This window comes from Nocardioides sp. Soil777, from assembly GCF_001428425.1.
Classification (GTDB): Bacteria; Actinomycetota; Actinomycetes; order Propionibacteriales; family Nocardioidaceae; genus Nocardioides; species Nocardioides terrigena.
The window spans coordinates 344,660-358,362 of the sequence record NZ_LMSN01000016.1; the positions used below are offsets into that span (position 1 = coordinate 344,660).

10 protein-coding genes are annotated in these 13,703 nt (G+C 72.5%); 7 read left to right on the forward strand and 3 right to left on the reverse strand.

The features are described 5' to 3' along the window. The first annotated feature begins 70 nt into the window (after positions 1-70). Positions 71-1,588 (forward strand): potassium/proton antiporter, encoded by a 1,518-nt coding sequence (locus ASG88_RS14680; protein WP_056888156.1) that lies wholly within the window; start codon positions 71-73, stop codon positions 1,586-1,588. A 6-nt stretch (positions 1,589-1,594) separates the two neighbouring features. Here ASG88_RS14680 and ASG88_RS14685 read toward each other — a convergent pair whose 3' ends face one another. Then, a complete protein-coding gene (locus ASG88_RS14685; protein ID WP_056888157.1) occupies positions 1,595-2,110 on the reverse strand; it encodes a LytR C-terminal domain-containing protein in 516 nt (171 codons plus the stop codon). Further along, positions 2,110-2,406: a type II toxin-antitoxin system VapB family antitoxin gene (locus tag ASG88_RS14690; protein ID WP_056888158.1), complete on the reverse strand. Its 297-nt coding sequence runs from the start codon at positions 2,404-2,406 to the stop codon at positions 2,110-2,112. The genes ASG88_RS14685 and ASG88_RS14690 overlap by 1 nt, the downstream gene beginning before the upstream one ends. Before the next feature lie 56 nt (positions 2,407-2,462). On the opposite strand from ASG88_RS14690, the gene ASG88_RS14695 reads away from it, so the two are divergent. Next, positions 2,463-4,163, forward strand: a complete 1,701-nt coding sequence (locus tag ASG88_RS14695) for a helicase HerA-like domain-containing protein (RefSeq protein WP_082600472.1) — start codon at positions 2,463-2,465, stop codon at positions 4,161-4,163. 290 nt (positions 4,164-4,453) lie between these two features. On the opposite strand, the gene eccCa is transcribed toward ASG88_RS14695, so the two are convergent. After that, positions 4,454-8,452: a type VII secretion protein EccCa gene (gene eccCa / locus ASG88_RS14700; protein ID WP_235534863.1), complete on the reverse strand. Its 3,999-nt coding sequence runs from the start codon at positions 8,450-8,452 to the stop codon at positions 4,454-4,456. 115 nt (positions 8,453-8,567) lie between these two features. On the opposite strand from eccCa, the gene ASG88_RS14705 reads away from it, so the two are divergent. The 5 genes from ASG88_RS14705 (at position 8,568) to ASG88_RS14725 (ending at position 13,700) form a co-directional block, all read left to right on the forward strand. Then, complete coding sequence (locus ASG88_RS14705) at positions 8,568-9,935, forward strand: hypothetical protein (protein ID WP_157559748.1); 1,368 nt, start codon at positions 8,568-8,570, stop codon at positions 9,933-9,935. A gap of 158 nt (positions 9,936-10,093) precedes the next feature. Continuing rightward, on the forward strand, positions 10,094-10,402 hold the full coding sequence (locus ASG88_RS14710; protein ID WP_056888161.1) for a WXG100 family type VII secretion target: 309 nt from the start codon (positions 10,094-10,096) through the stop codon (positions 10,400-10,402). A gap of 30 nt (positions 10,403-10,432) precedes the next feature. Beyond that, positions 10,433-10,726 (forward strand): WXG100 family type VII secretion target, encoded by a 294-nt coding sequence (locus ASG88_RS14715; protein ID WP_056888162.1) that lies wholly within the window; start codon positions 10,433-10,435, stop codon positions 10,724-10,726. Between the two features lie 189 nt (positions 10,727-10,915). After that, positions 10,916-12,298, forward strand: a complete 1,383-nt coding sequence (gene eccD, locus ASG88_RS14720; RefSeq protein WP_056888163.1) for a type VII secretion integral membrane protein EccD — start codon at positions 10,916-10,918, stop codon at positions 12,296-12,298. A 4-nt stretch (positions 12,299-12,302) separates the two neighbouring features. Then, the gene (locus ASG88_RS14725; RefSeq protein WP_056888164.1) at positions 12,303-13,700 is read left to right on the forward strand and encodes a type VII secretion protein EccB; all 1,398 of its coding nucleotides are present in this window, start codon (positions 12,303-12,305) and stop codon (positions 13,698-13,700) included. Positions 13,701-13,703: the final 3 nt, after the last annotated feature.

Sequence of the window (13,703 nt, forward strand, 5' to 3'; positions counted from 1 at the left end):
GCGCAGCGTCCGGAGGCGTCCCGTTTCGCCGATAGGATCGGGGCTCGGCGAGGAGTGGGAACGAGGTGGCGTGACTTTCGATGTGCACCAGCTCGACTCGTTCCTGCTGGTGGGCTCCCTCGTCACGTTGGCGGCGATCCTCGCCGTGCGGGTCTCGGCCCGCGCCGGGCTGCCCAGCCTGCTGATCTACCTCCTGATGGGGGTCGTGCTCGGCGAGGCGGGTCTCGGGATCCAGTTCGAGGACGCGCAGCTCGCCCACGCGCTCGGCTTCGGGGCGCTGGCCCTGATCCTGGCCGAGGGCGGTCTGACCACCGACTGGACCGAGGTCCGGCCGTCCATCCCGCTCGGGGTGTCCCTGGCGACCGTGGGGGTGGCCGTCTCGGTCGCGGTCGTGGCCGTGGGTGGTCACTACCTCCTCGGGCTCCCGTGGGAGCTGGCCATCCTGCTGGGGGCGGTCTGCTCGCCCACCGACGCCGCGGCGGTCTTCTCGGTGCTGCGCGTCGTACCCCTGCCCAAACGCCTGACCGGGGTGCTCGAGGCCGAGTCCGGGCTCAACGACGCCCCCACGGTCGTGCTGGTGGGCGTCATCTCCACCGGTGCCGCCGCGAGCAGCGGGATCCTCGGCGTCACCGGGGTCATCGTCTTCGAGCTCGCCGTGGGCGTCGTGATCGGGATCGCGGTCGGCGTCGCCGGTGGCTGGGTGATGCGCCGGGCCGCGCTGCCCTCGTCGGGCCTCTACCCGCTGGCGGTGCTCTGCCTGACCTTCGCCGCGTACGGCGGCGCGGCCGCCGTCCACGCGTCCGGCTTCGCCGCGATCTACGTCGCCGCCCTCATCCTCGGCAACTCCGAGCTGCCCCACCGCACCGCGACCAAGTCCTTCGCCGAGGGCGTGGCCTGGCTGGCCCAGATCGGGCTCTTCGTGATGCTCGGCCTGCTGCTCTCGCCCGACCGGATCAGCCTCGAGGTCGTCGGTCTCGCGCTCGCGACCGGCCTGATCCTCACCTTCGTGGCGCGGCCGCTGTCCGTCCTCATCAGCTCGGTCGTGCGACCCATGCCGCTGCGCGAGCTCGGCTTCATCTCCTGGGCCGGGCTGCGCGGCGCGGTCCCCGTCGTGCTCACCACCATCCCGCTGTCCGAGGGCGTCGACGACGCCGACCTGCTCTTCGACATCGTCTTCGTGATGGTGGTCGTCTACACCCTCGTGACCGGACCGACGCTGCCGTACGTCGCCCGCTTCCTGCGGGTCGCCCGACGCTCGGAGCCGCGCGGCCTCGACGTCGAGGCCGCGCCGCTGGAGCGGGTCGCCGCGGACCTGCTCCAGGTCTCGATCAGCCCGGTCTCGCGGATGCACGGGGTCGAGGTCGGCGAGCTGCGGCTGCCGGCCGGGGCATCGGTCTCGCTGGTCATCCGGCAGGGCGAGGTGCTGGTGCCGGAGCGGCGTACGGTCCTGCGGCACGGCGACGACCTGCTGGTCGTCACCCCGCGCCGGGCACGCGTCGCCACGGAGGAGCGGCTGCGCCAGGTCTCGGAGGGCGGACGGCTCGCGCAGTGGAACACCGATCCGAGACGGCGCCCCGACAAGTCGTGAGCCGGGTCAGGACCCCGGCGGGCTGCAGAAGGTCGCCTCGACCTCGGCGGTGACCGACTCGACCTCCCGGTCGCGGAGCGAGGTGAAGGACTCGCCCAGCACCACGACGACGCCGCGGCCCAGGGCCTCGCCGTCCACCTCGGTGCCCGGCACGACCCGGGCCTTGCGGAACTGGCGCTGCACGAGCCGGACGGCGGGGTTCTGCGGGTCCGCGGCCCAGATCTGGACGCCCTTGACCGGCCGGGGGGCGTTGCCGGTGTCGGCGCCCACGAAGCCCCGTTCCTCGAGCAGCTCCAGGGTGGCCCCGGCCAGCCCCGAGCGGGAGCTTCCGTTGAAGACGCTGACCGCGACCTGGTCGCGGAAGACGTCCTCGCCGGCGGCCACCGTGGTGTCGGAGCACAGCGGCGGGGGCTCGTTGTCGGGCAGCGGCTGGGTCAGCGCCTGCCACCCCCACGCGCCGGCGGCGACCATGAGCAGGCACAGGACGAGCAGCGTGAGGGCCGACTTGACGCCATCGCGCATCAGCCGGACACCTCGTGGACGCGGGCGTGAAGAACGTTGCGCTGGTGCAGCGCGGCGCGCAGCGCGCGGTGGAGGCCGTCCTCGAGGTAGAGGTCGCCACGCCACGACACCACGTGCGCGAAGAGGTCGCCGTAGAAGGTCGAGTCCTCGTCGAGGAGCGTCGCGAGCTGGAGGGTGTCCTTGGTGGTCACCAGCTGGTCCAGCCGGACCTGGCGGGGCGGGATCGCGGCCCAGTCGCGCGAGCTGAGCTCGTGGGCGGGGTAGGGGCGCCCCTCGCCCACGCGCTTGAAGATCACGCGGTGACTATAACGACGCCCCCCGAGGGCCCCTGCGTGCTGGTTAGGCTCGCGCCATGACGGACAAGCCCGACGAGTCGACCGTGCCCACTGCCGAGACGGCTGCCGAGGCACCCGCCGAGCCGACCGTCGGGGGCGACTCGGCGGTGGTGGCCGGGGAGGCTTCCTCCACCGGCGGCGGCGTCGCCACCGCGGAGCCCGAGCACCCGATCGCCGCCGCCGTGCGGCCCGGCTACGCCTTCGAGGGCACGGCCCTCGAGCTCGGCGGGCTGATGCTCGACGCGACCACGCTCTGCGACGTCCGCGTGCGCATCCCGCTGGGGATGCTCAACCGCCACGGACTGGTCGCGGGCGCGACAGGCACCGGGAAGACCAAGACCCTCCAGCTGCTCGCCGAGCAGCTGAGCGCCCAGGGCGTCCCGGTCTTCGCGGCCGACATCAAGGGCGACCTCTCGGGGCTCAGCGTGCCCGGGGAGGGCGGGCCCAAGATCGAGGCCCGGGCCGGGTCGGTCGGCCAGCAGTGGAAGGCGACCGGCTTCCCGGTGGAGTTCTACGCCCTCGGCGGTCAGGGGGTCGGCGTCCCGCTGCGCGTGACCATGTCGGCGTTCGGGCCGATGTTGCTGAGCAAGGTGCTGGGGCTCAACGACACCCAGGAGTCCAGCCTCGGGCTGATCTTCCACTACGCCGACAGGGCCGGGCTGCCGCTGCTCGACCTCGCCGACCTGCGCGCGGTGGTCCAGTTCCTCACCAGCGACGAGGGCAAGGCCGACCTCAAGGGCCTCGGCGGGCTGTCCACCGCCACGGCCGGGGTGATCCTGCGCGAGCTGATCGGCTTCCAGGACCAGGGCGCGGACGCCTTCTTCGGTGAGCCGGAGTTCGACTCCCGCGACCTGCTGCGGACGACCGACGACGGGCTCGGCGTCATCAGCCTCGTCGAGCTGCCCAACCTCCAGGACCGTCCCGCGGTCTTCTCCACGTTCCTGATGTGGCTGCTGGCCGACCTCTTCCACGACCTGCCGGAGGAGGGCGACCTCGACAAGCCCAAGCTGGTCTTCTTCTTCGACGAGGCGCACCTGCTCTTCGACGACGCCAGCGACGCCTTCCTCGACCAGATCGCCCAGACGGTGCGGCTGATCCGCTCCAAGGGCGTCGGCGTCTTCTTCGTGACCCAGCGGCCCACCGACGTGCCCGACGACGTCCTCGCCCAGCTCGGGTCGCGCATCCAGCACCAGCTCCGCGCGCACACGCCCAACGACGCCAAGGCCCTCAAGCAGACCGTCAACACCTACCCGAAGTCGGCGTACGACGACCTCGGCGAGGTCATCACGTCGCTCGGCATCGGCGAGGCGGTGGTGACCGTGATGGACGAGCGCGGCGCGCCGACCCCGGTCGCCTGGACCCGGCTGCGGGCACCCGAGTCGCTGATGGGGATGGCGGACCCGGCCGCGATGAAGGCGGCCGTCGAGAGCTCGCCGCGCTGGGCGACGTACAGCCAGGTCGTCGACCGCGAGTCGGCCCACGAGAAGCTCGCGGCCCGTCTCGAGGAGGGTGCGCGCAAGGCCGAGGAGGACGTGCGCGCCAAGGAGGACGCCCGCCGGGCCAAGGTCGAGCGCAGCCGCAAGCCCGCCCCCGCCCCCAAGCAGCAGGACGACGACGGCCTCGTGATGGACGTGGTGAAGTCCCCGGTCTTCAAGGACTTCATGCGGACCGCGGCCCGCGAGATCGCCCGGGGGATGTTCAAGTCCGGTCGCCGCTGACGGCTGCGCCTCCACGCGCGTAGACACGCGGACACACCTGGTGCCCGTGACGCCCCGGCACGCCTGGGCCGGGCAGCGCGGACGGGTTGTGTCCGCGTGTCTACGTCTCCGGGCCGCTGACGGCGGGGCGAGTCGTCGTACGACGGCCGCGTGCGCGGGCGGGCGCGTCGCCGACGGTGCCCCTGAAGGCCCACGCCTGTGCGTGGAAATCCAGCCTCGATCGCCGATGACGCCTGTACTTCCACGCAGGCGCGTCGGAGTGCAGGCGGGGCCCCAGCCGGCAAGCCCTGCTACATCGTCGGCTCGGTCCAGGCCAGCTGGGTGACCTCGGTACCCCCGTCGCGGGTGACGACCCGGGCACGGCCGGGCGGCGCCGGCTGCGGGCGCAGGTTGCCGATCAGCACACCCTCGTCGCGGGGGCCCGAGAGCAGCACGCCGGGCATCGCCAGGTCCCGCATCGACTGGATGACCGGGTCGTAGAGCGCGCGTGACGCGCCTCCCACGCGGCGGGCCACCACGACGTGCAGGCCGGTGTCGCGGGCCTGGGCCATCAGCGGCTGGAGCGCCTGCACCGGGGACGACTGCTGGGTGGCGACGAGGTCGTAGTCGTCGACGACCACGAAGACCTCGGCGCCGGTCCACCAGGAGCGGTTGCGCAGCTGGTCCGGCGTGACGTCCGGTCCGGGGATGCGGCTCTCGAGGTAGCTGGCGATGTCCTTGAGCGTCGGGGTCGCCTGGGTGGCCGAGGTGAGGTAGTTGAGCAGGTACTCGTCCGGCACCTCGCCGAGCAGCGAGCGGCGGTAGTCGACCACCACGATCTGCGCCTCCTTGGGGGTCCGCGTGCGCATGACCTCCTGGAGGTAGTTGCGCAGCAGCGCGCTCTTGCCCGACTGCCCGTCGCCGAAGACGAGCATGTGCGGCTCGGACGACGGGTCGATGCCGACCGGCGCGAGCTCGCGCTCGTTGATGCCGATGAGCAGCTTCTTGTCCGGGAGCTGGCGGCGCAGCGCGTCCTCGCGGATCTTGTCGAGGGTGACCATGTCGGGCAGCAGCCGGAGCTTGGGACCGGGGTTGCCCTTCCAGGCCACGGACGCGCGCTCGATGAGGTCGTCGACGCCGTCACCGAGGGTGCCCGCGTCGGGGTCCCCGTCGACGCGGGGGAGCGCGGCGAGGAAGTGCAGCTTGCTCGGCACCAGTCCGCGACCGGGTCGGCCGACGGGCACCAGGGCCGCGACCTTGCGGTCGATCTCCGAGTCGAGCGGGTCGCCGAGGCGCAGCTCGAGCTTGGAGCCGAAGACGTCGCGCATCGCGGCCCGGAAGTCGGCCCACCGGCCGGAGGCCGCGATGATGTGGATGCCGAAGGTGAGACCACGACCGGCGAGCTGCTGGAGCTCCATCTCGATGTCGTCGAACTCCGCGCGCAGCGTGCTCCACCCGTCGACGACGAGGAAGACGTCGCCCCAGCCGTCGTCGGCCCGACCCTGGGCGCGTCGGCTGCGGTAGGTCTCGATCGAGTCGATGCCGTGCTCGCGGAAGTAGGCCTCGCGGCGCTCGACGACGCCCTGCACCTCCGCGATCACGCGGCGTACGACGTCCGGCTCGGAGCGCGTGGCGACCCCGGAGACGTGCGGGAAGCGGGCCAGCGGGGCGAAGGTGCCACCGCCGAAGTCGAGCACGAAGAACTGCGACTCGAGCGGGGTCGAGACCAGGCCCATGCCCGTCACGATGGTGCGCAGCAGCGTGCTCTTGCCCGAGCGGGGACCGCCGACGACGGCGACGTGGCCACTCGCGCCGGTGAGGTTGAGGGTCATCGTGTCGCGGCGCTGCTCGCGCGGCCGGTCGACGGTGCCCAGCGGCACCACCAGGCCGGGGACGTTGCGCCAGCGGGGGGAGACGAGGCCGAGGTCGGGGTCCTCGACGAGGTCGGGCATCAGCTCGTCGAGGGTGTCCGGCACGTCCAGCGGCGGCAGCCAGACCTGGTGGGCGGGCATGCCCTGCCCGATCATCCGCTGCACGGCGATGTCGAGCAGCGAGGGCTGCTCGCCCTGCTGCTGGGCGGCCACCGGGGCCTCCTCGACGTCGGTGTCGAGCGGCTCGAGCGCCTGCACCTCGGAGATCGTGTAGGGCAGGATCCCGCGCACGTGGCCGCCCTCGTCGCGGCTCACCCGGGTGCGACCCGAGGGCGGTCCGGAGACGTACGCCGCCTTGAACCGCAGCAGCGTCGACTGGTCGGGCTTGAGGTAGCCGAGGCCCGGGACGGCCGGCAGCTCGTAGGCGTCGGGCACGCCGAGCACGGCCCGGGACTCGCCGGCCGAGAAGGTGCGCAGGCCGACACGGTAGGAGAGGTGGGACTCCAGGCCGCGCAGCCGGCCCTCCTCGAGGCGCTGCGAGGCGAGCAGCAGGTGCAGGCCGAGCGAGCGGCCCAGGCGGCCGATGGCGACGAACAGGTCGATGAACTCCGGCTTGGCCGAGAGCATCTCGGAGAACTCGTCGACCACGATGAAGAGCGAGGGCATGGGGGCGAGGTCCTCGCCGTTGGCTCGCGCCTTCTCGTAGTCGCGGATCGAGGCGTAGTTGCCGGCGTCGCGCAGCAGCTCCTGGCGACGGGTCATCTCGCCGGACAGCGCGTCCTGCATGCGGTCGACGAGGGTGAGCTCGTTGGCGAGATTGGTGATCACCGCCGACACGTGCGGCATGTCGGCCATGCCCGCGAAGGTGGCGCCGCCCTTGAAGTCGACGAGCACGAGGTTGAGCTGCTCGGACGAGTGGGTCATCGTCAGGCCGAGCACCAGGGTGCGGAGGAACTCCGACTTGCCGGAGCCGGTGGCGCCGATGACCAGGCCGTGCGGGCCCATGCCCTGCTGGGCCGACTCCTTGATGTCCAGGTGCACGAGGCCGCCGCTGTCGCCGATGCCGATCGGCACGCGCAGCCGGTCGCGGGCCGGGCGCGGGCGCCAGGCGGTCGCGGTGTCGTAGGTGTGGATGTCGCCGAGGCCGAGCAGCTCCATGTGGTCCGGGGTCGTCGAGGTGATGTCGACGGCGGCCCCGCTGGAAGAGTCGGCGCTGATGGTCTTGAGCGGGGCCAGGCGGCGGGCGAAGGCCTCGGCGGTCGCGATGTCGCACTGGTCGATGAGCGCCTTGATGGGCTCCTCGCGGACCCGGATGGCCAGGATCGGCATCTTGCCCAGCTGGGGGCGGCCCTCGGCGAACTGGAGGCGCAGGCGGGTGGAGTCCTCGAGCTCGTCCCACCGCGACGGCAGGTCGAGCAGGGTGACGCCGTGCAGGCCGTCGGGCGGCACGATGTGGTTGCCGGGCGGGAGGTGCCCGCCGTCGATGACGAGCAGGATGTGCGGCGTCGGCGGCCGCTCGTCGGCGCCGAAGCGGGGACGGTCACTGAGGTCGGGGGGCAGCAGGTTGCCGAGGTCGCCGATCGAGGTGGTGACCAGGCGCATCGGGCCGACCGCGTCGACCTCGCGCGCGCTCTGGGCGTGCGGCAGCCACTTGATCCAGTCCCAGTGGGTGAGGTTCTGCTCCGAGCTGAGGACCGCGACGACGAGCTGGTCGGGGTTGTGGAAGGCGGTGGCCGACAGGATCATCGCCCGGGCGGCGGCGCGGGCCTCGTCCTCGGGACCGCAGACCTCGACGCGGTCGAAGGCGCGCAGGTCGATGGAGGCCGGCAGGTTGGGCTGCACGCGGTGCACGACGAGGAGCCGGTGGAGCGCCGACGCGGCCGCCGGGTCGACCTGGTCGACGGGCGCGCTCTCCGGCGGGACCAGCTCGGTCGACAGCGGCTGCGAGCAGAGGCCGTAGCGCACGTGCATGTAGTTGGAGTCGCCCGGACCGTGCTCCCACAGGCGGGTGCGTTCCTCGGCCAGAGCCGGGAGCGCGGCGGGCTCGGGGTGGTGCCAGTTGAGCGCGCGGCGTTGTTGCGCGGCGGCGTTGCGCGCCACCTTGCGGATGTTGGCGAGGTAGCGGAGGTACTCGGTGCGCGAGCCGGTCACCTGCTGCGCCCGCTGCTTACGCTGCCGGTCGATCTGCACGATGATGAAGCCGAGGGTGGCGAAGAGGAACATGCCGGCCGCGAGGAAGCTGCGGGTCTTGTTGGCGCCGCCGCCCATGGTGGCCACGAGCACGATCGAGCCGAGGCTGCCGAGCATCGGGATGGCGTTCATCAGGACGCCGCTGGCGCCCTCGCTCTCCTGGATCTCCGGCGGCGGCTGGAGCACGATCTGGCCCCCGGGCATCTCCGGCTCGTCGAGCCGGTGTCCGCCACGCAGTGTCGTGCTCACTAGTTCCCCCTAGCCATACCCGAATGGTCGCGTTGATGATAGGTGGGCCGCACACCAGCGACTAGCCTGCACGTCGCCGGTGGAGTCCGGCGCAGACGAGATCATGGGGGAAGTCGTGACCGACGCGCAGCCGAACCACGCGCTCGCCTCGACCATCGCGGTCAGCGTGCACGGTCCGGCCGGGGTGCTCGACCTGGTGGTGCCCGAGGGTGCGACGTCGGTCGACGTGGCCCGGGAGTACGCCGCCCAGACGGGCGTCGCGGGCATCCCCCTGCTCCAGACGCCCCTGGGCGAGCTGCTCACGGCCGACCGCACGCTCGCCAGTGCCGGCGTCGAGTCCGGCTCGGTCCTGGTGGCGACCAGCGGCGTCCACCGCAGCCGTCCCCGCGACCCGGAGCAGGACGCCCTGCAGTCCCAGCCCGACACCCCCGCCGTCGCCGCGCTGGCGATGGGGATCGCGGCCGCGGCCGCCGGGCTCGCCGCGTGGTACGCCGCCCAGTCGGCCGACGACTGGCTGCGCACGGCGACGGTCGGCTTGCTCATGGCCTGCGCCCTGGTCTCGACCCTGCCGCTGGGCAGGCACACCGTCCAGCGCGCGGCCGCCGCCCCGGCCTTCGGTGCCGCGGCCGCCTTCGCCGCCGTGTACGAGCCGGGGGTGCACCTGCTGCCCGCGGTCGTCGCGGTGAGCGCGGTCTCGGCCGGCGTGATCGCCGCCGTGGCCCGGGCGCTGGGCCCCGAGCGCGACGAGGCCCTGGTCGTGTGGATCGTCTCCGGGCTGGTCGTCTTCGCCGTCTGCGGGACCACCCTGCTCCTGGAGTGGGACGGCCGGGTGGCGTGGGCCGTCCTGCTGCTGCTGGCGATGCTCGCCGCACGCTTCGTGCCGTCGCTCGCGATCGACGTACCGGACGAGACGCTGATCGACCTCGACCGGCTCGCCGTGACCGCCTGGTCGGCGCGCGACTCCGGGCGGGCAGGTCGCGGTCGGATCGTCGTCTCCGCGGCGGCGATGCGACAGCTCGTCGCCGGCGCCACCCGCACCGTCACCGCGGCCTGCGCCGCGATCATGGTGGTGGCCGTGGTCGCGACCCCGCTGCTCCTCGCGACCGCGACGATCGACCTCGACCGCATCGGCGCCCGCTGCCTGGCGTTCTTCGCCGGTGCCAGCATCCTGCTCGCGGCGCGGTCCTACCGCCACACCGCTGCGCGCCGGCTGCTGCGGGTGGGCGGGCTGGCCTGCTGGGCGTGGCTCCTCGGCTTCGCCGTCGGCGACGCGTCTCCGAGGGCGGTCACCATCGGCGTGGTCGTCGTCCTGCTGCTCGGCGCGATCAGCCTGGCGGCCGGGGTGGCGACCGGCCGTGGCTGGCGCTCGGTCTGGTGGTCCCGGCGGGCCGAGCTCGCCGAGGGTCTCTGCGGGTCCTTCGCCCTCGCCGCGACGGTCGTCGCCTCGGGCTTCTTCCGCAGCCTGTGGGAAATCACGTCCTGAGGTTTAGGCCCCGGACGCTCGGGTACATCGATGTCGGCACGGGGGGCCGGGACGTCTCCCCGAACCAGCCAGGGCTCCACCAGCAGGCTGCACAGCAACGACAGAGCTACACCAACCAGTGAACTCGGGGGTCAAGCCGCCGAGGGGGAAGGATTGACATGACCAACCTCAGCCAGACCGAGAAGGCGCTCTCCCAGGGTGCGGAGTACGTCAACACCGCTCGCGGCGACGTCAAGGGCAAGTGCAACGTCCTCAGCGACCGGGTCTCCGAGATGATGGGCGGTTGGGGCGGCCAGGGTGCCTCCGCGTTCAGCAACCTGATGCTCGCGTGGCAGGAGAAGCAGGAGACGATCCTCAAGGCGCTCGACCAGCTCTCCATGTCGATGCAGGAGACGGAGAAGGACAACATGAAGACCGACGAGTCGCAGTCGCAGACTCACATGAACCTCCAGAACCGCCTCGGCTGACCACCCACCACAGACTTCAGGAGAACTGCAATGACCGGTTTCGACGGAATCAATGTTCAGCACGGCAAGCTCGACGCGGGCTCCCAGGACGTCATGACGGCGGCCAAGGACATCCAGACCCGGCTCGACCAGCTCGAGGGTGACCTCAAGCCGCTCGCCTCGGACTGGACCGGTGCCGCCAAGCAGGCCTACGACGAGGCCAAGGCCAAGTGGGACCAGGCGATCGCCGACATGATCGTCCTGCTCCAGCAGGCCAGCGCCAACGTGTCGACCTCGAACGACGAGTACAAGGCGGCCGACTCGCGCGGCGCCAACCGCTTCTGATCGTCCTCGATCACACCAGCACCCGAGGCCGGTCGCCCCTTCTGGGCGACCGGCCTCGGTCTGCTTCGCACGGCGATCCGGCTATGTAGGCTGCTCCCCGACCGGGGAGCTCACGACTCGGGAGTGACGCATGGCGACCACGGCGACGCGCGCGGATCAGTTATGCACGGACCACGGGGGTAGCACAGCATGAGTCAGGCGGCATCTGTCACGTCCGGACTGGTCCGGGTGACGGTGGCCTCGGGATCGCGACGGGTCGACCTGGTCCTCCCCGGTGCCGTCCCGGTGGCCGAGCTCGTGCCCGAGCTGGCACGCAGCGTCGGCATCCTCGACGCGTCCACCGTCTACGGCGGCTACCGCCTCATCACCAAGGACGGCCGCCACCTCGCCGGCGACGCCGGCCTCACCATCCAGGGCGTCGAGGACGGCGGCCTGCTCACCGTCACCGCCGGCATCGACGACGAGGCCCCCCGCGTCTACGACGACATCGTCGAGGCGATGGCCGACGTGGTCGAGCACGAGCTGAGCCCCTGGGAGCCGGCCGCCGGACGGCGTACGGCCCTGAGCGCCGCCGCGCTGCTCCTCGGCCTCGGCGCCTTCGCGCTCCTGCTACAGGGCGAGAGCCTGCTCGGCGGGCTCGCCGCAGCGGTGCTCGCCGGCCTGCTCGTGGTGGGTGGCATCGTGCTGGCCCACAGCCAGCAGGAGCCCGAGGCCGGCGTGGCCGTCTCGCTGCTCGCCGTCCTGTACGCCGCCGTGGCCGGCCTGCTCCTCGCGCCCGGCGAGCTGACCGGGTGGACCTGGCCGCTGCCGGCCGAGTTCTTCGAGCTGCCGCTGGCGTGTGCCGGCGGCGCGATGCTGGTGACCGGCGTGGTCGCGGTCGTCGGCCTCCGGGAGGGACGCTCGCTCGTGATCCCCGGCGTGGTCGTCGGCGCGATCCTGGGCGCCTGCGGCCTGCTGCTCATGGCGACCGGATGGGAGGCGAGCGTCGTCTTCACGGTGGTGATGACCCTCGTCGTGCTGGCCGGCAGCATCTTCCCGTGGCTCGCGCTGGGCGTGACCGGGACGAAGGTCGACCAGATCTACTCGCTGCACGACATCACCGCCGACCCCGACGAGATCGACCCCGCCCAGGTGGGTGCGGACGCCCGGGTGGCGCACGAGATCCTGCTCGCCGTGTCGGCGACCGTCGGCACCCTGCTCGTCCTCTTCGCGCCGCTCGCCGTGGACCGCGGCGTCTACGGCACGATCCTGGCCGCGGTCTGCTGCCTTGCCGTGATGTTCCGGACCCGCCAGTACCGCGCCGGCTCCGAGGTCCTCGCCGGCCTGGTCTCCGGGATCGCCGGGCTGATCTCCATCGCGCTGTCGATGGTCCTCATCCACGACGCCTGGCGGGCCGAGGCGGCGATCGCCCTCGCCGCCGTGGGTGCGCTCCTGCTCGTGACGACCCTGGTCCCGTCCTCCGGGTCGGTCCGGCGCGGCCGGATCGGCGACGTGGTCGAGACCGCGACACTGATCTCGTTGCTCCCGCTGATGGTGGTGGCGGCCGGCTTCTTCGACATGGTCAAGGGCTGATCGGGTGGCCACCAAGAAGGACCTCGTCGAGGCGCACGCCTTCAGCAAGCGACGCCTCATCACCGCCTTCGTCAGCGGCGCGCCCGGCGGCCGCGAGGTCGAGCCGGTGCGACCGGGGCGCGTGCTCATCGGCGGCATCGCCCTGTCGGTGCTGCTGCTCGCCGGCGCCGCGATCGCCGGCTTCCTCATCGGCCGTCCCAACTCGGCGTGGCTCGAGCAGGGCAGCTTCGTCATCTCCAAGGAGACCGGCGAGCGGTACGTCGTCCTGCGCGGCGGCGACGACCCGCTCCTCCAGCGGGTCCCCAACTACCTCTCCGCCCAGCTGCTCCTCGGTGAGCCGGAGCTGACCGCCAACCGGGTCTCGGACACCTACATCCGCGAGGTCGCCCTCGGGCCCGACCTCGGCATCGACGGTGCGCCCACCCTCCCGGCGGCCGGCGACCTGATCGACGACGGCTGGACGGCGTGCACTGCAGCGGACACCGGCATCAAGCTCACCCTCACCGAGGACCCGGACATCGCCGAGCTGCGTCAGTCGGCCTTCCTCGTCAGCAGCGGTGGGTCGGTGTGGCTCGTCGCGCCGAGCCCGACGGGCAGTGGCTACCGGCTCGAGCTCCCCGCGGACCCCACCACCGCCGACGTGATCGCGGGCCGGCTCGGCTTCGACGCGACGTCCACCGCACCGAAGGTCCCCGAGGAGTGGCTCAACCTGTTCCCACGCGGGGCGGCCCTCGACGAGGACTCCTTCGGGCTCACCGACATCGGGTCGCCGGTCGCCTACGAGGGCGCCGAGACCGACCTCTCCCGCTTCAGCGTGGGCGACCTCGTGCGCACACCGAGCCGCAGCTACCTCCTCGGGCCGGACGGCCCCATCCCGCTGAGCGAGTTCGCCGCGGTCGTCTACGACTCCGTCGGATCCCCGGCCGAGGACCTCGACGAGGACCTGCGGGCCACGCTGGCCGCCTCGTCGTACCCAGGCGAGTGGCCCTCCGACACGCCCGCCTCCGACGAGGGGGTCGACATGTGCGCGGTCCTGCACCCGGGCGTCGGCGGCGAGGCCGCCGAGGTCAGGCTCGCCGGCACGCCCCGCGGCGAGGCGGCCGCCACCGGCATCCGACCCAAGAGCCACGAGGTCGCCGTCGCTCCCTCGGGCGGGGCCTATGTCCGCGCGGGCGCCGACGAGGCGGCCACCGACGGGACGCCGTACGTCATCGACACCAAGGCCCTGAAGTACCAGCTCGTCGGTCCCGACGTCGCGCTCTCCATCGGCTACGGCGACAGCGCCGCGCCCGTGGTGCCCAACACGTGGCTCGAGTTCTTCCAGGAGGGCAGGTCGCTGTCGGTCAACGCCGCGCGGCGGGTGCCGGAGGACGCTCCCGCGACCGCGGGCCCCGAGGAGTGACGG

What these genes read in the sequence shown, in the direction of transcription:
- ASG88_RS14715 (WP_056888162.1), top strand. Translation starts at nt 10,433, where the DNA reads ATGACCGGTTTCGACGGAATCAATGTTCAGCACGGCAAGCTCGACGCG.
- ASG88_RS14685 (WP_056888157.1), bottom strand. Translation starts at nt 2,110, where the DNA reads ATGCGCGATGGCGTCAAGTCGGCCCTCACGCTGCTCGTCCTGTGCCTG.
- ASG88_RS14710 (WP_056888161.1), top strand. Translation starts at nt 10,094, where the DNA reads ATGACCAACCTCAGCCAGACCGAGAAGGCGCTCTCCCAGGGTGCGGAG.
- eccD (WP_056888163.1), top strand. Translation starts at nt 10,916, where the DNA reads ATGAGTCAGGCGGCATCTGTCACGTCCGGACTGGTCCGGGTGACGGTG.
- ASG88_RS14695 (WP_082600472.1), top strand. Translation starts at nt 2,463, where the DNA reads ATGACGGACAAGCCCGACGAGTCGACCGTGCCCACTGCCGAGACGGCT.